The organism is Periweissella beninensis (assembly GCF_016908275.1).
In the GTDB taxonomy this organism is placed as follows: domain Bacteria; phylum Bacillota; class Bacilli; order Lactobacillales; family Lactobacillaceae; genus Periweissella; species Periweissella beninensis.
In genome coordinates this window covers 86,319-105,000 of record NZ_JAFBDN010000005.1, presented here as the reverse complement: position 1 = coordinate 105,000, position 18,682 = coordinate 86,319, and the positions used below count along the sequence as shown (strand labels likewise).

The 18,682-nt window shown below is 33.8% G+C and carries 15 protein-coding genes, 1 tRNA gene and 1 pseudogene; 6 read left to right on the top strand and 11 right to left on the bottom strand.

Going from position 1 to position 18,682, the window contains the following annotated elements; genetic code table 11:
* Nucleotides 1-164: 164 nt before the first annotated feature.
* From JOC59_RS03455 to JOC59_RS03435, 5 genes are all read right to left on the bottom strand, one after another.
* Nucleotides 165-707, bottom strand: a complete 543-nt coding sequence (locus JOC59_RS03455; RefSeq protein WP_205143409.1) for a phosphatidylglycerophosphatase A family protein — start codon at nt 705-707, stop codon at nt 165-167.
* 90 nt (nt 708-797) lie between these two features.
* Nucleotides 798-2,087: a sensor histidine kinase gene (locus tag JOC59_RS03450; RefSeq protein ID WP_205143408.1), complete on the bottom strand. Its 1,290-nt coding sequence runs from the start codon at nt 2,085-2,087 to the stop codon at nt 798-800.
* Entirely contained in the window at nt 2,080-2,772 is a 693-nt protein-coding gene (locus JOC59_RS03445; protein ID WP_205143407.1) for a response regulator transcription factor, read from the bottom strand. The genes JOC59_RS03450 and JOC59_RS03445 overlap by 8 nt, the downstream gene beginning before the upstream one ends.
* 24 nt (nt 2,773-2,796) lie before the next feature.
* Entirely contained in the window at nt 2,797-3,408 is a 612-nt protein-coding gene (locus JOC59_RS03440; RefSeq protein ID WP_205143406.1) for an ATP-binding cassette domain-containing protein, read from the bottom strand.
* Between the two features lie 19 nt (nt 3,409-3,427).
* Nucleotides 3,428-4,654 (bottom strand): ABC transporter permease, encoded by a 1,227-nt coding sequence (locus tag JOC59_RS03435; RefSeq protein ID WP_205143405.1) that lies wholly within the window; start codon nt 4,652-4,654, stop codon nt 3,428-3,430.
* 119 nt (nt 4,655-4,773) lie between these two features.
* Here JOC59_RS03435 and codA point away from each other — a divergent pair, with 119 nt between their 5' ends.
* A complete protein-coding gene (codA, locus tag JOC59_RS03430) occupies nt 4,774-6,018 on the top strand; it encodes a cytosine deaminase (protein WP_205143404.1) in 1,245 nt (414 codons plus the stop codon).
* Between the two features lie 107 nt (nt 6,019-6,125).
* On the opposite strand, the gene JOC59_RS03425 is transcribed toward codA, so the two are convergent.
* The 4 genes from JOC59_RS03425 to JOC59_RS03410 all read right to left on the bottom strand — a co-directional run bounded on the left by JOC59_RS03425 (nt 6,126) and on the right by JOC59_RS03410 (nt 11,021).
* Nucleotides 6,126-6,209 (bottom strand) — tRNA-Leu (locus tag JOC59_RS03425).
* A 69-nt stretch (nt 6,210-6,278) separates the two neighbouring features.
* Nucleotides 6,279-6,713, bottom strand: a complete 435-nt coding sequence (locus tag JOC59_RS03420; RefSeq protein WP_205143403.1) for a SprT family protein — start codon at nt 6,711-6,713, stop codon at nt 6,279-6,281.
* Nucleotides 6,713-8,824 (bottom strand): Tex-like N-terminal domain-containing protein, encoded by a 2,112-nt coding sequence (locus JOC59_RS03415; RefSeq protein WP_205143402.1) that lies wholly within the window; start codon nt 8,822-8,824, stop codon nt 6,713-6,715. The genes JOC59_RS03420 and JOC59_RS03415 overlap by 1 nt, the downstream gene beginning before the upstream one ends.
* A 31-nt stretch (nt 8,825-8,855) precedes the next feature.
* Nucleotides 8,856-11,021: an LTA synthase family protein gene (locus tag JOC59_RS03410; RefSeq protein WP_205143401.1), complete on the bottom strand. Its 2,166-nt coding sequence runs from the start codon at nt 11,019-11,021 to the stop codon at nt 8,856-8,858.
* Nucleotides 11,022-11,116: 95 nt separating this feature from the next.
* Between JOC59_RS03410 and JOC59_RS03405 the strand changes: the two genes are divergently transcribed.
* From JOC59_RS03405 to JOC59_RS03390, 4 genes and pseudogenes are all read left to right on the top strand, one after another.
* Nucleotides 11,117-11,551, top strand: coding sequence for a GNAT family N-acetyltransferase (locus JOC59_RS03405; RefSeq protein ID WP_205143400.1), 435 nt, complete (start codon nt 11,117-11,119; stop codon nt 11,549-11,551).
* A 76-nt stretch (nt 11,552-11,627) separates the two neighbouring features.
* Nucleotides 11,628-13,313 carry an adenine deaminase gene (gene ade, locus JOC59_RS03400; protein ID WP_205143399.1) on the top strand — a complete coding sequence of 562 codons (1,686 nt, stop codon included), beginning with the start codon at nt 11,628-11,630 and terminating at the stop codon, nt 13,311-13,313.
* Nucleotides 13,314-13,375: 62 nt separating this feature from the next.
* Nucleotides 13,376-14,191 (top strand): annotated as a pseudogene (locus JOC59_RS03395) (NAD(P)-dependent oxidoreductase); the annotation flags it as partial.
* A gap of 215 nt (nt 14,192-14,406) precedes the next feature.
* Entirely contained in the window at nt 14,407-15,759 is a 1,353-nt protein-coding gene (locus JOC59_RS03390) for a hemolysin family protein (RefSeq protein ID WP_205143398.1), read from the top strand.
* 490 nt (nt 15,760-16,249) lie between these two features.
* Here JOC59_RS03390 and gnd read toward each other — a convergent pair whose 3' ends face one another.
* Nucleotides 16,250-17,158, bottom strand: coding sequence for a phosphogluconate dehydrogenase (NAD(+)-dependent, decarboxylating) (gene gnd, locus JOC59_RS03385; protein ID WP_205143397.1), 909 nt, complete (start codon nt 17,156-17,158; stop codon nt 16,250-16,252).
* Between the two features lie 180 nt (nt 17,159-17,338).
* Between gnd and JOC59_RS03380 the strand changes: the two genes are divergently transcribed.
* Entirely contained in the window at nt 17,339-18,184 is an 846-nt protein-coding gene (locus JOC59_RS03380; RefSeq protein ID WP_205143396.1) for a MurR/RpiR family transcriptional regulator, read from the top strand.
* A gap of 176 nt (nt 18,185-18,360) precedes the next feature.
* Here the strand turns inward: JOC59_RS03380 and JOC59_RS03375 are convergent, their stop codons facing one another.
* Nucleotides 18,361-18,603: a type B 50S ribosomal protein L31 gene (locus tag JOC59_RS03375; protein WP_205143395.1), complete on the bottom strand. Its 243-nt coding sequence runs from the start codon at nt 18,601-18,603 to the stop codon at nt 18,361-18,363.
* Nucleotides 18,604-18,682 lie beyond the last annotated feature (79 nt).

The following is an 18,682-nucleotide window of genomic DNA, read 5'->3' as shown; positions in this document are numbered from 1 at the left end:
ACAAAAATTGGACGGCATGACTCCGGTTGAATTCCGGAAACATGCCATCCAATTAATCGCTTAAAACATCACTCCAATTTATGGGGGTCAGTTCAAACATGGTTTTTTATTACTTAACTAACCCAACCTTCGGCTTAACCCACTAAATCACAGAAAGAGAACTGTTATGCAAACTTTGGTACGTTTTCTTTTATGCCAAAATTATCATGTACTGCTTGTGGGTGATCATGCGCTATACGGGCCGCAGCCGCAGCCGCAATTGCTCCTACTAAATCATCAGCAAAAGTATTCACAACTCCACCTTTATGCGCATTTAATCGACCAATTAATTTTGGCTTTAATTTATCTACATAGCCGTAATTTGTAATTCCAATTGATCCATAAACCGCAGTAATGCCCATTGCAATTTGTTCATCAATACCATACAACCCTTCATCATTTTCAACAATTTGTTGAAGTGGTTGCGGTAATTTCTTTTGATTTGCTAATTCATCTAATGCCAAACCTGTTAGAATTGCATTTTGTACTTCACGCTTTGCTAACACGTGCATAACTGAATCATTCGCAATTTTTTGCGTCAATTCAGGAATATAATCTTTTTGTAAATCATATACAATCTCGCCTATTTCGTTAACCGTTATTTCGTGTTGCCTTAACTGTTCTAAAATAATTTGATTCATATTATGATATGGATTTTCTTTGGACATATTACTAAGTTCCTTTCTAGCATAATACTAACAAATACCATTCTAGCGAACTTAATTAAGAAAATAAAGTTACTTACTTCATCAATAAAATCAAATTTTGTTTTTGATTGGTAAATTCACAATAAATTTACTACCATGTGGAAAAGCATCGTGCACCGAAATCTTGCCTTTATGCATATCAACAATCCACTTGGCAATTGCTAATCCTAAGCCGGTTCCACCAGTTTCACGTGCTCCTGATTTATCATCGCGATAAAAGCGATCAAAAACATGTTGCTTACCTTTTTCAGAGATTCCACGCCCATTATCTGTCACTTCAATCACTAATTGCCGGTTTACAATTTCACTTTTTACTTCAATTTGCGCATTTTCATCAGTGTATTTTAAAGCATTGTCTAACAAAATGACTAATAATTGATGAATTCGTTGTGGATCAAGTATAATCTTCCCACTTGCTAATAAATCAATAGTAAATTTTTTATTATCTAATTGGGCAATTTCCTGATATGGTTCAACAATTTTTGCTAAAAAACTACTAATATCGATATTTTCAGTATTGATAACCGTCATATTAGAATTAGCTTTCGCTAGTGTTAATAAATCAGCCGATAAACTCGTTAGTCTTCTAATTTCAGACAATGACAAAATAATTGGATCGTATTCATCCTTAATTTTGGCATTTGGCTTAGTTAAGAGTAACTCTAATTTATTTTGAATAATCGTCAATGGCGTTTTTAATTCATGCGCGGCACTATCAACAAAATCTTGTTGTTGTTGCCAAGATTTTAAAACTGGCTGCATGTTTCTTTTTACCAACCACCAACTAATAGTTATGGCCAAAACCGCAAAGACAAAAAACGATACCAATAACACTTTTAAGAAACTTGATACACTTTGTTTTTCAGCCGTAATATTCTCCATTAATAAGGCATATTTGGGTATATCGCCACTATTTTTTTGCCCTTGATCCCCTTGAATATTTTGATTTGTCTGACTTTGCTGTTTAGGTAATTTTATGAGCATCGTTTTAAATGACACACCGTTGCTCAAATCAATTGTCTGCATTACATTTAATTGATTGGTTTTAAGTTGGATTTTGGATAAGGTTGTTCCACGATCACCTAATGCAGTATAGTTAACAATTTCTCCAGATTTATTAAACAATAGTGTCATTGTTTTAAAATCCCCTGGATTAGGAATCATGCCATTTTTTTTAACCTGACTAGCTTGATGCTCCAAATTTTGATTCACAGATGAAAATAGTGTATGCTGGAATGTCCAAAAAATAATTACTCCTAAAATCGCAAAAATTAATGAAAAACTAAACGCTTCCGTCAAAAACATCTTTAGTCTTTGCTTTTTTGTTACAATTTCATTCATCTCCAACCTCTAAAATAAATCCAATATTACGTAAAGTTTTAATCAAATCATCTTCGCCGACTGTTTCTAATTTACGTCTTAAGTTATTAATGTAGATATTAACAACATTAATTGTCGTATCTGAATCAATTCCCCAAACGCGATCAAAAATTTGTTCTCGCGTTACAATAATATTTTTATTTTGGATTAAATAAACTAAAATATCAAATTCTTTACCAATTAATTTTAGTAATTCACCCTTGATCTCAACACTGCGATTTTCCAAATTAATTTTCACATTGCCAGCATGCAAGGTGTGATCATCAGCGTACACCCCTGTTCGTCGTAATAAAGCTTGTACTCGCACAATTAATTCTTCCCGATGAAAGGGTTTAGTCAAATAATCATCAGCTCCAACATTAAAACCAGTAATTTTATCATCCAAACTATCCTTCGCGGTTAGAATAAGGACTGGTGTTTTTATTTCATTAATTCGTAAATTCTTAATGACATCTAAGCCATTTTGCATTGGTAACATTAAATCACATAAAATTAAATCATATGGTGCCTCACTGGCTTGATATTCACCTTCATCCCCATCAAATGCCTGATCAACATCGGCAAATCCAGCCAACATTTCCTTAATGTTATCTGATAAATCGTGTTCATCTTCAATTAATAAAATTTTGATTGCTTGTTGTGCCATATTTTTTTCCTCATTTAATTCATATTAAGCTAAACTAATTATTTCATGATCAATGTTTAAGATTCGATTGTCATTACTATTTAAAATGATAATTTTATCGAGTTCGCTCATCAGCCAACGTAAGGTTTGTAACAAATCATTTAATTCCGATAAACTTAATTTTTGGGTAATATCATCAATAATTACAACTGGCGCTTTAACAGTTAAAGCACCAGCTAGTGCAACTGCATAGCGTTTTTTTTCATTTAATTTACTGATTCGTTCATGCGCCAGTTCCTGATTAATGCCCATTTTTTTTAATGCATCACGCATATATGGATAATCAACCCGCCGTTGTTGCTGATCTAAGTCCAAGGCAATTTTAACATATTCAACAGGTGTTAAATATTCAATTAACTGATCATTTTTCAAAATAACGCGCACATTTTCTCGACGATACTGCACTAGATCAATGTCATTATTAATTTGTTGCCCATCAAATGATAACATCGTATTTGATGATTCCATAAAACCACTAATTGTATTTAAAATATTCCTTTTATGGGCCAATGTTGGCCGTAACATATAAATATGTAGGCGCTTAAACACTAAATCAATATTAGCATGTTTCTCACTCTTAAAGGCTACTTCTAACATATCTCACCTACTTTTTATCTTAAAAAATCTTCTTCACACGATAACTTAAAAACCGTAACTTAAATACACTTATGCCACAAAACCATAGTATGCCAATAATTTTAAATGCATTTATAAATGTGTCTTCAATTATAAGTTGCTTATCAAGTGATATTTTTATCATATTCATCATTAAAGTTCGGGATATAATGACATTGCTAAATGTATTATTCAACACAACAGTACTACTATTGAGGTTTAGGCTAGTTAACAAACTCCCTTTTAACATATTGACTACGAAAAAGGCAATGTAGCCGGCTAATAACAATATGATTGTTAACTCACTGCTGAATTGTAAAAAAATATTCCTGCGGCTAGCACCTAATAGTGTCAATTGTTTTATTTCAAATCTTCGTTGCCAAAATACTATTAAAACACCACACATCATCATTATAATCATTGTGATAAGTGCTATTTGATAAATCAAATCTGCACTATTTTTAAGTTGCTTAAGCTTGGTTAACTGGCTAGCTACATTGCTTTCTTTCGCACTAATTTTTTGTTTTCCTAAAAGTTTATTAATTTTGGTCAAAATAATCTGTCTTTGTCGATAACTTAATCTATCTGTCTTAAAAATGGCATTTGTTACGACTTGTTTATTATCGTTTAATAGATTAGCCGTATGATAATTAGTATAAATCATCTGATTATCTTGCTTATTATCTTTATAAATACCAATAACTTTAACCTTTATCTTTTGTTGATGTTTGGTAGTAAAAATTAACCAACTACCAACTTTAACTTTTATCTTATTTGCTAATTTATCACTAATTAAAATTACTTTTTTTGCTTGTTGTTTACTAGTTATTAAGTGTCCCGTTTTTAACGGTATTTTTTCACTAAATTGGAGGCCATTACTAGTTCCTAAAACCGATACTACTTGTTTTTTTTGCTTCACCGTAATCTTTGCTGAAATTGCTAAGGACTTTGTATAAGTTGCGATTCCACTCATTTTGCTAATTCGCTTAATTGTTGCTAAATTTGCTGTCACTAACTTTTTGTCTTGGGGCAAAAACGTTTTAGTAGAAGATAAAACGAGATACTGTGTTGCTTGTTGCTTCGTTTTTGTAAAAAGCTGATCAGCTTGATTTTTAATAATTGCACTGCCAAATATTATTATTAAAAAAAGTATGCCCATCAAGATCATGCTTAACGTACGCCCTTTTTTCTTTAATAAGTTAAGCTGCGTACGATACATAAAATTCATAGCTTGTCCCCCATATTTTCTTTTGTTAGTCTTAAGATATACTCAATTAAAATAAATTGATATAAATTGAAGATTAAATTTTCGCAAATTTTAATAATATTTATCTTTTGGAGGACAAGATGTTAATTAAGCAAATTCACATTGAAAATGAATCGGTACCTAATGATCTTAGAATTTTGGATGGTAAAATAAGTGCAATTTCTCCGTATTTAACGGCTTTACCTAATGAACAAACTATTGATGGTCATAATAAATTAATCATCCCACCATTTGTTGATCCTCATGTCCACTTAGACTCAACAATGACAGCTGGTCAACCTGAATGGAATGAAACTGGCACTCTTTTTGACGGTATTAGAATCTGGTCTGAAAGAAAAAAAACTCTGACAAAACAAGATGTTAAAGATCGTGCAATTGCTGCGTTAAAACTGCAAGCACAGCATGGCCTACAGTATGTTCGTTCGCATGTTGACGTTACCGATCCTGACTTAGTTGCATTAAAGGCGCTCATTGAAGTTCGTGAAGAAGTTAAAGAGTGGATGACCTTACAATTAGTCGCATTTCCGCAAGAAGGTATTCTATCATTTCCAAATGGTAAAGAATTAATGATAAAAGCGGCTCAATTAGGAGTAGATGCCATTGGTGCCATTCCTCATTTTGAATTTACCCATGAATATAGTGTCGCGTCTTTAAAATTCGCTGTTAATTTAGCTAAAGAATATAATCTCTTAGTAGATGCCCACACAGACGAAATTGATGATCCTGCATCTCGAGGGTTAGAAACATTGGCAACATTAGCCTTTGAAACTGGCTTAAAAGATAAAGTAACTGCTTCACATACAACTGCCATGGGTTCTTATAATGATGCTTATGTTTATAAATTAATGCGTCTTTTAAAAATGGCCGATATTAACTTTATTGCTAACCCATTAATTAATATGTATCTCGGTGGGCGTTTTGACACTTATCCTAAACGTCGTGGCTTAACCCGTGTTAAAGAATTGGATGCAAATGGTATTAATGTTGCCTTTGGTGAAGATGATATCAAAGATCCTTGGTATCCAATGGGAAATGGGAATATGCTTGATGTTTTACACATGGGCTTACATGCAACACAAATAATGGGCTATAGTGAAATTATGCACTCGTACCGTTTTGTTACCGCTAACGGTGCTAAAGCGATGCATCTTAGTGATAAATATGGGATTCAAGTTGGTAATCCCGCTAATTTTTTAATTTTTAATGCACCCAATTTTTATGAGGTTATCAATACGCGTGCAGAACTATTATATTCAATTCACAATGGTAAAATAATTGTTGCTACAACACCAGCAACTACTAGTACCTATTTAGAAGATTTTTAGCAGTTGTCGTTTATAATGTTCCTAAATAAGTTTGGCTTGTTCTTAAGCATTTAATTTCAACTTATGGGCAACAAAAAAACTCCACTAAAAGTGGAGTTTTTTCTATCTGCGGGCGAGAGGGCTCGAACCTCCATGGTATTGCTACCACAGGATCCTTAATCCTGCGCGTCTGCCAATTCCGCCACGCCCGCAACATTCTTATTGTTATCATAACAACAAGAATAACTATACCAGAAAGATTTTAGCTTTGCAATAATAATTTAAATCTTTTTTAAGGCTCCTAAACATTTGCCACAATGATACTTATTAAGATCAATTTTACGTTGTCGAAAATACTTTAAACCACATTTGCCACACTGATATTGATATCGTTTAACGGGGTGCATTACTGGTGTATACCTTAAGCCATCAACTTCATTAAGTAATGCTTTAAACTCAACTGAAGCATGTGTATGCATTACCCCCAATTGATGAAGATGATAATGCACTAGTTCATGTTTAATAATCCCCACTAAGACACTACTATCATCTAATTCTACAATCCTAGGATTGATTTCAATATTGTGGCTTTGCAATAAATAACGGCCCCCGGTCGTTTTTAAGCGTACATTAAAGCTAGCTTGATCACTAAACGGTTTATTAAATGCCATCAATGATATCGTTTCAACTAATTTTTGTAACTCTTGTGTAGTCATTACACACCTAGTTTCAATGATAATTCAATTCTTTGTCGATCAATATCAACATTTTTAACACGAACGGTAATAATTTGACCAACATTGAGAATTTCACTAGGATGCTTAACTCGTTTTTCTGATAATTCTGAAATATGAATTAATCCATCTTGCTTCACACCCAAATCAATAAACGCCCCAAAATCTGTCACGTTTCTAACGGTTCCCTCCAATTGCATTCCTTGTTTTAAATCATTAATTTTCAAAACATCATTTCTTAATAGTGCCCCCGGTAATGTATCCCGAATATCACGCCCTGCTTGTTGTAAACCTTTGATAACATCAACTACTGTCAGGGGATTTACTTGATATTGCATGGCTAACTTATTAATTTTAATATCATCTGTCGGATCTATTTCAGTAGCACCAATTGCTAATAATTGAGTTGCTAACTTATAGCTTTCCGGATGAATATCTGTATTATCAAGTGGCTCTTGTCCTTCAATAATCCTTAAAAACCCGATTGCTTGTTGATAAGCTTTTGGCCCAAGTCTTGGTACACTTTTTAAATCACTCCGTTTCGTAAACGGTCCTTGTGTATTTCTAAAAGATACTATATTATGCGCGGTTGTTTTATTTAACCCTGAAACATGTTGTAATAAGGGCTCACTAGCGGTATTAACATTAATTCCTACTTCATTAACAGCTCGTTCAATCACTGTATCAACCTCTTGATCTAGTATTTTGCCATTAATATCATGCTGATACTGACCAACACCAATTGCTTTTGGATCAATTTTTATTAGTTCAGCTAATGGATCCTGCAAGCGACGTGCAATTGAAATTGCTGATCGTTCCTCCACATGTAATTGTGGAAATTCACTACGAGCGATATCACTAGCTGAATAAACAGAAGCACCAGCTTCATTAACAATTGCATAGGCCACTTTGTGCAATCCTTGTGCAACCACAAATTCGACTGATTCCCGGCTTGCTGTGCCATTCCCAATTGCAATCAACTTTACCTGATACTTTTTTATTAAAGCATTAAATATCGCACTAGCTGTTTTTTGTTTGGTGGCACTAGCTGGTTTATGCGGATAAATAACTTCCTTATCTAAAAATTTACCTTGAGCATCAATAATTGCTAACTTACAGCCTGTACGATACCCCGGATCAAAACCCATGATTACTTGCCCTTTTAAGGGCGCTTGCATTAATAAATGATATAAATTACTACCAAAAATTTTGCTAGCTGCTGTTTGAGCCCGTTCAGTTAACTGACTACGAATCTGTCTTTCTAAAACTGGTTTTAACAAACGTTGATAACCATCTCTAACTGCTTCTTGGAAATATTGACTAGGTTGGGGCTTTTTTTTTAATATGTTGATAATCCAATTAACAATTATGTCATCCGCTAAACTGATTTTTACACTAAGAATTTTTTCACTCTCACCTCGATTAATAGCCAAAATTTGATAATTTTGCAATTGATTTATGTTATGTTCAAATTGATAATAAGTTTTGAAAATTTGTTTTTCATCAAATTGTGCAGCATTTTTCTTCAAGGTAGTTATTAATTGCCCTTTATTTTCGATAAAGTGGCGTACGTATTCCCGAATCTGTTCACTTTCACTAACCAGTTCCGCCACAATCGCTTGCGCCCCACCTAGTGCTTCTGCACTCGTCTTTACTTGTTTATTAACAAACTGACTAGTCATCTTTTTAATTTGTTGCTCATCTAACTTTGATAAGCAAGTAGCTAAGTCAGTTAAGCCATTTTGCCGAGCAAGCATTGCGCGTGTTTGCTTTTTCGGTTTATATGGTAAGTAAACATCTTCTAGTTTTTGTAAATTATCAATGCCTTTTATTTTATTGGCTAAAGCAATTGTCAACATATCTTGTTTTTCAATCGAAGCTAAAATTGCTGTTTTTCGCTTTGATAGCTCTAAATACGCATTTGCTTTTTCAATAATTTCCCGAATCGCCACCTCGTCAAGGTTACCAGTCATTTCTTTTCGGTAGCGGGCAATAAATGGGACTGTGTTCCCTGCATCTGTAAGTGCTAAAACTTGAGAAATTTGCTTTTCATTATAATTTAGTTTTTGACTAATCACTTTAGCTATTGTCATACCCTGACTCCTCTTAAAACTTATTTTTTAGCTACTTATCGGTACTTGACGAACTTGTTCCATCAGTCGTATCTGTTTTACGAGTCTGCTGAATACGAGAGCCACTCATGTTCTTATGATTAACTTCTGGAGCATCAGTTTTATATAACTTTGTTGTCGACTTATTATTATTTTGTGAAAATAAACTAGTTGATTTTAAGTGCAGCTTTTTTTCAATTGCTAATGCTTGCTTAATTCCCGCTGGATAAACATAGTTATACTTACTTGAGTTAACTTTAGTAAAACCTTTAGGTGTATAAAATCTTAATAAGTTTTTCTGATTCAATGAGTCTGATAAGCTCAACGTTTTTTTAACTTTACTATCCATCTTATTAATGGTTTTCATTAAACTAGTTGTTGCAGTTAATTGCTTACCTGTTTTAGCTGAATAAACATTATTATTGATAAAGTTATATGTAGGTGAAACAAAATCGCCATTACGAAAAGCGACAACTTGGTTATGCTGCTTACTCATCAAATCTGTTCCAAATTGAACATATTCCTTACTATTTATACCTAATAAATGTTCCAACGTTGGTAGGACATCGATTTCACCACCATATTGCTTTTGAATACCACCATTTTTTAAACCTGGAATATGAATAATTAATGGTACTCTTTGTAATTCAGCATTATCATTGGCATTCCAATCATCAGCATTCTTACCAAGAACTGAGGCTAAATTAGTATTTTCTGTATCAGAAATACCATAGTGATCACCATATAACAATATTACTGAGTTTTTGTAGAGCTCTGACTTTTTAAGGTACGTAAAAAATTCCTTGATTGATTGATCTAAATAACGATTAGTTACAAAATAATTGTTCACAATACTAGAATCAGTATCCGTCGTGGTAAATGTTTTATCCTTATCTTCAGTATCCAATGAATACGGAAAATGATTAGTCACAGTAATATATTTAGCATAAAATGGTTGCTGTAAATGTTGTAAATACTTAATTGAGTCATGAAATAGTAACTTATCCTTTAAGCCATATCCGGTTGCGCGATCGCCAGTTGTATCAAAATAACTTGCATCATAAAAATAATTATAGCCCATGTTTTTATAAACGTTATTTCGATTCCAAAAAGCAGCATTATTTCCATGAAAAACAGCTGAGGTATAATCACCATGTTGCTTTAATATTTGTGGCATTGCTTGAAATGTTTCATCACTACCTAATTGTGCAAATAATGATCCTTGCGGTAGCCCATACGTTGATGTTTCTAGCATATTTTCCGCATCAGAAGTTTTTCCTTGGCCAACTTGATTAAACAAATTAGCAAATGACAAACTACTTTTTGAATTATAAAGGGAGTTTAAAAATGGCGTTACTTCTTGCCCATTAATTTTACGGTTAATGACAAATTGCTGAAAACTTTCCAAATGAATTATAATGACATTCCGGCCTTTAGCAATACCATAGTATTTCTTATTTGGTTCAGCGTAGTTTTTTTGAACATACTTTAAAATTCCCTTTATTTCGGAACTTTTAGCATTTTCGCGTAATTCAGCTGTTTTTCTTGAACTGATACCATCATAAACTGTAAATGCATCTAACCCTAGATATTTGACAAAATACGTCCGATCAAACTGTCGCGTTAAAAGTTGTGGGCGACTCATATCAGCTAAAGCAATATTCATTAAACATAGGACAGTTGCACCACAAAAAGTAGCTAGACCAGCCCATTTTTTTGGTTTATTCATATCGAATTTAATTTTTTTAAATAAGAATAAAGCAATTAAAATGATGAAATCTAACCAAAAGATAACATCATGGGGCTCCATTAATTCAAAACCGGCTCCACCTAAACCCTGATTAACTTTGTTGTAACCAAGCATGGCATTAATCGTTACAAAATCTGTAAATTCGCGAAAATAAATCACGTTTAAATACAATAATATTGTATTAATTAAATTAATAATTGCTAAATAGGCATAAAAAAAGCGAGCTTTTTTAAAAAACCAAGCAATTCCATAAATTAAAATGGTGGTTGCAAATGGATTTATTAGCATAATGAAAAATTGAAATGGGGTTTGCACACCTAACATTCCAAAATCTAAAAAATAAGCTATGAGTGTTTTTATCCAAAAGAAACCAATTAGCCACCAAAAAAAACCTTTTCGTGTATTGAGTTGTTTACCAAGCTTGCGCATATTTTTTATAAACCTCATTTTAAAATTTAATATCTTATCAATTTTACCATTAAACTGGTAAAATATTTTTTAAATCAATGTTAAGGATGCACAATATGGAAATAAAAAATAGTCTTCAAAATAATTTTGAACAAATTAAAGCAGATGCTTTAGCCATTCGAAAAAGCGTGTTTGTAGCTGAGCAAAATATTGATATCAGCCTAGAACTTGATAATTTAGATGACGTTGCAACACATTTTGTCGTCTATCTTAACAAACAACCAATCGCTACTGCTCGCATTCATCGAACCAATGACAATGGTTGGCATCTACAACGTGTGGCTACACTAAAGTCTTTTCGTCATCAAGGTGTCGCTAGCATGCTAATGCATAACATTGAAAGCAATGCTTCTACATTAGGTATTACTTATTTAACTTTAGGAGCCCAATTACAAGCAAAAGATTTTTATCAAAAACTTGGTTTTATTGCTCAAGGTTCCATTTTTTTATATGCTGGTATCCAGCATATAACTATGTGTAAGTTTTTATAACGTATTATATTGTTTTATCAGCTAAGATTAGCTATAATCTCTAACTAAATATTATTTTAGCTAGCGGAGGCTTCCCATGAGTACAACCATTACCAACGTTGATATACAAATTATTAACGCACAGGTTCTCGATGTTTTTAACTTAACTTTTGAAACAACAACTATTTGGATAAAAGATAATAAAATATATGCATTAGGATCACAACCCACCCTATTAGCTCACCAGATTTTTGATGCTAAAAATAATTATGTTGTCCCAGGAATCATTGATGCCCATATGCATATTGAGAGTTCGCTCCTCAATCCAGTTGAATTTGGCAAACTGGCTTTAACACGTGGTATCACAACTGTTTTTGCTGACCCACATGAAATCGCTAACGTAAAAGGAACCATTGGCCTCGACTATATGTTAGCAGCTGGTAATGATAGTCCGATTACAATCCAATATATGTTACCATCATCTGTTCCCGCAGTCAGCTTTGAACATGCCGGTGCTACTTTGACCGCTTCTGATCTCAAACCCTATTATCAATATCAACAAGTTGGTGGTTTAGCTGAGGTAATGGACTTTCCAGCTGTTGAAAGTGCTAATCCGGATATGCTTACTAAAATTAATGATGCTCTACAAGCTAATAAGCAAGTTGATGGCCATACTGCCGGCCTTTTAAATTCACAGTTAGATATCTATCGGTACTATGGAATTGCAACTGATCATGAATCAAGAAATGCCCAAGAAGCCTTAGCACGAATTCGAGCTGGCTTTTATGTTTACTTACGTGAAGGAACGGTTGAACGGGACTTACAACATCTTTTACCTGCCGTCAATGCCCACAATTATACGCGATTTGCCTTTGCAACTGATGATAAAACAGTCAGTGATATCCTAGCTGAAGGCGGAGTTGACTTTAATATCGCTAAGGCGATCAAACTTGGTCTCAAACCTGCTATGGCCTATACAATGGCTTCTTTAAATGCAGCACAATCTCACTTAATTAATGACTTAGGGGCCATTGCCCCAGGCTTCATTGCTGACTTGTTAATTATTGATAATCTTGAAACTGTGCATGTTTTAAATGTCATGAAGAATGGGCATTTCACTAAACATACTGATACTAAAAGCAAAGCATGGAACTACCCATGTATGAATTATACTTTAGGTGATTTAAAATTAACCTTATCTGGCGAATATGCGCATGTGATTGGCATCAAGCCGGGGCATATTGATACGGAACACTTAGTTTTGCCTGTTCCATCAGCTAATCATGTATTTTTACCAAGTACCAAGCATGATTTAGCCAAAATTGTTGTCGTTGAGCGCCATAAAAATTTAGGTACAATGGGACTTGGTATTGTTAAAGGTTTAGGTCTTACCGGTGGTGCAATTGCTAGTAGTATTAGCCATGATTCACATAATTTAATCGCTGCAGGTATGGATGACCAAGCTATTAAATTAGCGATTGAAGCAATTGCTAAAACCAATGGTGGTTTAGCTGTGGTTTCTGCTGATTATCATGTGACAATTTTACCACTATCAATTGCTGGGCTAATGTCAGATCAAGATTATCTGACTGTTAACGCTGATTATCAAAACTTACTCAATAGTTTTAAAAAAATCAGTGCGGTTAGTTATGATCCATTCTTAACATTATCATTTTTAGCATTACCTGTTATTCCAACTTTAAAAATTACTGACCAAGGACTTTTTGATTTTACTAAATTTAGTTTTATTGATATTAATGCATCATCATCAACTATTATTTAATCAAACAACTTAATAAAGTGGTAAACTACAGTTATTTAAAATAATAAAATTCAGTTTAGTAACTACTAAAAGCTGGATATCAGGTTAACGTCTATAATCGAACCAAAGAGCATGCCATTAATGCTATTACCGCTGGTGCTAATTGGTTAAATACTCCTAGTGACATCACTAAAAGATCAGATATCATCATGACTATGGTTGGCTATCCACAAGATGTTGAACAATTGTATTTTGACCAAGATGGTATTTTAGCGCATATCGCTCCTAATCAATTACTCATTGATTTGACAACCTCAACACCCTCATTAGCGCAAAAAATTGCTAACCAAGCAACTCGCTTAAATGTGCTAGCCCTTGATGCACCAGTTTCTGGTGGTGATATTGGTGCTAGAGATGGTACCTTGACAATCATGGTTGGTGGGCATGAACAAGCTTTCCAAGCTGCATTGCCGATTTTAAAGATTATTGGCCAAAAAATTAATTATTTTGGTACCAATGGTAATGGTCAGCATGCCAAAATGGCTAATCAAATTATGATTGCCGCCACAATGGTTGGTCTGAGCGAAATGTTAGTTTATGCCCACGCCGCTAAGCTGGATATACCAAAGATCTTACAAACTGTTGGTAGTGGTAGTGCCGCCAACTGGAGTTTAACAAACTATGCCCCTCGCATCTTAGCAAATGATTTTGCACCTGGCTTTTATGCTAAACATCTCTTAAAAGATTTACGAATTGTCCTCAATGAAACGCAAAAAATGGGCTTATCATTGCCTGGCACCGAATTAGCCGAACAGTTGTATACAAAATTAGTTGATGATCACAATCTCGGCAATGAGGGTACTCAAGCCTTAATTAAGCTTTGGTGGGACCGTGCCTAATATTGTGCTAACCCTTTTGTGACTAGTATTATTACCTTATCGAATAATTTCCGGTTATTCCTTCAGCGTAATAATACTAGTCACGCTTTTTTATTACGCACTTTGTTAGCATCCACTCCTTAAATTGCTTTTTTAATACTTTTAACGAGATTTCATTTAAAAATACGTTATAATAAGCATTAATTAAACTACCTAGAAATGAGGAAATTTATCCTGTGAGTGACAGTCGTATCATAATTAATTTAGTCGTTATTGTTTTTATTTTATTATTAGCAACTCTATTTGTTGCTAGTGAATTTGCTTTGGTTAAAATCCGACCAAGTTCTCTAAAAGACGCGCAAGAAAAACGCGAACGTCCATCTAAAAAAATTGCTCGAGCTATTCATATGGTGGAAAACTTAAATGAATATCTTTCAACTACACAGGTCGGAATTACCCTAGCTGGACTAATTTTAGGATGGTTAGGTGAGGAAACAATCTCACACTTACTCTTAAACGTTGGGCTTATTGCGCATCTGCCGCAAAATGGTTCAACCCAAGCAATCGCATCATTATTAGCGATGGTTTTACTAACATACGTTGAGGTCGTATTTACGGAACTAGTACCCAAAAATGTGGCAATTGATATGCCTATGAAGGTCCTCATGTTCGTTACTGGTCCTTTACACTTTTTCCATGTTATTTTTTATCCATTTGTCTGGTTTTTAAATGTTTCAGCTAATAGGGCAGTTAAGCTTTTTGGTTTAAAACCAGCTTCAGAAACCGATGAAACCTTTTCTGAAGCTGAAATTTTAAATCTTTCCCGTAATGCCGTTCATGGTGGTCAACTAGCTGAAGAAGATTTTGTTTTTATGCAGCGTGCTTTTGCTATGAATGACAAGGTCGCCGAAGACATTATGATTGATCGTACCCAGTTAGAAGTATTAGACATTACCACCACGGTCAAAGAGGCATTAGCTACGTATATTAAAGAACAATACTCACGTTTTCCTGTCGTTGCTAATAATGATAAAGATAAAATTCTTGGTTATGTCTATTCATATGATTTGGTTCGGCAAAGCCAAGTTGATGATTCAATTTTGATTTCCAAATTGCTACGTAGTATCGTCACAGTTACTGAAAATATGGAAATTCAAGATGTTCTTAAAAAAATGATTGCTAAACGTAAGCCAATTGTTGCTGTTGCTGATGAATATGGTGGTACAGCAGGGATTATTACCGATAAAGATATTTATGAAGAACTCTTTGGCACAGTACGTGATGAAATTGATGATGTTGCTGAGGACGCGATTGAAAAATTAGGTAATAATCAATTTAAAGTTCCCGGCAAAATGACTATGTATGATTTTGAAAGATATTTCCAAGTTAATATTCCTGAATTTAAAAAATCAGATATGGTTACTATTTCCGGTTTTATGATTGATGAACATAAGAATATCCGCGTTGGTGATATTATCAGTATCAGCCAATTCGACTTTAAAATTTTAGACTACACTGATGCGTTAATTAATAATTTTGAAGTTACAATTAGACCTCTTACAACGTCCCAAGAACCTGAAAATAATTAAATATAAAAAAAAACATTTATTGTAATTTTGTTCAATAAATGTGTTTTTTATATTGGTTATCCTAAATGTAACAGTTTTCTTAATTAAATTTTTTTAATAAAACTCCATAATTACAACTTTTTTCACTTTTTTATAGCATTTCATGATTTTTTCATATAAAATTCACGATTTCTTCACAAAATAAAGATAAGATAATTGAGTTCACAAGTTGAACAATTCATTAACTTCCCCCAAGGTAATGAATTTGATGACCAACCTCCCCCCAATATTGGTTGGCCATCACCTAGTTTAATCCTAGGGCTACCACCGTCGCTCCCCCTCTTGCGCGGTGGTTTTTTTGTGTTGTTTAATACTTATAACTATTTTAAAATGTCACTAACCATATTAGTAACAAGTCACAGTAATCCACCTTTATTAAATTTAATTATGCAAAAAAATCTAACTAAAATTCTATTAACTTAGAGTTTTAGTTAGATTTTTCATTAATCAATTAATCTTTTGATTCGACAGCATGACCACCGAATTCATTACGTAAGGCAGCAACAACTTTACCTGTAAAGGTATCGTCTTGTAATGAACGGTAACGCATCATTAATGATAAGGCAATTACTGGTGCTGGTACTTGAAGATCTAATGATTCTTCAATGGTCCACTTACCTTCACCAGAAGATTGCATCCGACCAGCTAATTTATCAAGACGTGGATCTTTAGAAAAGGCATCTTCCATCAATTCCATCAACCAACCACGAATAACAGATCCATGGTTCCAAAGTTTGGCAACAGCTTCATAGTCATAATCAAAATCAGATGCTTCCAAAATTTCAAATCCTTCGGCAATCGCTTGCATTTGACCATATTCAATTCCGTTATGAACCATTTTCAAGTAGTGACCTGAACCTAGCTTACCAGTGTAGAGATAACCATCTTTTTCTGAAATTGAGGCAAATAATGGTTCAATAATCTTAAAGGCATCAGCATCATCGCCACCAATCATAAAGTTACCATGTGAACGAGCACCTTCCATACCACCTGATGTACCGGCATCAAAGAACTTAATACCAGCTGCAGTTGTACGGATGTTTTGTTCTAAGTTATCTTTGTAATTTGAGTTACCACCATCAATGATAACATCACCTTCATCCATTTTTTCAATCAAAGCATCAATGGTTGAGTTAGTTGGTGCCCCAGCTGGAACCATTACCCAAACAACCTTAGGACTTGGTAACTTAGCTAGCATATCATCTAAATCAGTTGCTGGTGTTACTAATTGTGAGTAATCAGCTGCTTCCTTAACAAAATCTGCATTCAAATCAAAAGCAACAACTTCATGCTTATTATCTGCAGCATTCTTAACCAAGTTAAGACCCATCTTACCTAAACCAATCATCGCAAATTTCATAATGATAAATACCTCTTATATTTTTTGTATATTCTTATTTTAAGAAAAAAATTTTCAAAATGCAAGTAAAAACTTGTAATATTTTTTCACTTTTTTATATTTTTAACTAGTATCTCCTTATTTTTAAAGTATAATTGAGATAATATATTAATTTTAGGTCTAATCAAATAAGAGGTTTTTATGGCACAAACAGCAATTAGTTCAATTAAAAGTAACTACGATAATTTAAACAACACTGAAAAACGCATTGCCGACACAATTATTGCAAATCCAACAATTGCGCATGATTTTACGATTCAAGAACTGGCTGTGGCATCAAATGTTTCTAGTGCATCCGTATCACGCTTTGTTAAGCATATTGGTTGGGATTCATATCGTGACTTTAGTGTTGCACTTGCATCACATGAAGATAGTAACGTTTTTTTTGGTGAAATTGCCGAAACTGACAGCACTAAAGACATTATTCAAAAGGTTTTTAGTGGTGCCACTAATGCACTTACAACAACACTAGAAATGTTAGATACAACAACCTTTACTGCCGCCGTAGATTTAATTTGTAATGCTAAAACAGTCGGCTTATTTGGCATTGGTGGGTCATCATTGGTTGCGTTTAATGGCTATCATAAACTACTTAGAACATCAATTAATGTTCAACAACATCCCGATTATGATATTCAGTTAATGCAAGCAGTCCGTATGACTAAACAAGATGTTGGTATCGTTATCTCCCACTCTGGCCGTAACCATGATACCTTAACCATCGCCGAAAAATTAAAAGAAAATAATGTCAAAACAATTGCGATTACATCCTTTGCTCAGTCACCCTTAGCAAAATTAGCTGATATTTCATTAGTTTCAATAGCTGAGGAGGTTAATTTTCGAGCTGAATCAATGAGTTCCCTAATTGCTCAACTAACAATTATGGATTCACTATTTACAGCAGTTGGCTTTCAATTAGGTTCAAAAACACAAGTTGTGGTTGATAATATTCGTAATGCCATCGAAAAAACACGTGTTTCAAAATAGCCCCTTACTAAAGAATTTCAAGCCTAAAAAGCGTTAATAAAGATCGTTAGCCATCATGTTAACCATCCTTATTAACGCTTTTTATTTACTAAAACCTTTTATGTACTCAAAAAAGGACATAAAACACAAAGAGACGTTCTCAAATTGAGAACGTCTCTTAAAAATAAGTAACAACCTTATTTTAAACCATACTTCTTGTTGAACTTGTCGACTGCACCATCTGCTTGTGTAAACTTTTGTTTACCAGTGTAGAATGGGTGTGAATCTGAAGTAATTTCAACACGAATCATTGGGTACGTTGCCCCTTCAAATTCGATAGTTTGGTCTGAAGTCTTAGTTGAACCTGATAAAAACTTAAAACCAGTTGTTGAATCAACAAAAACAACTTTGTGGTATTCTGGATGAATTCCGTTTTTCATAATAACTCTCCTTATTGCCCTGATGCATTGCCTGCATCAGAGTCAGTTTCCTTGTTATGTAACTAACTCATACATCTTA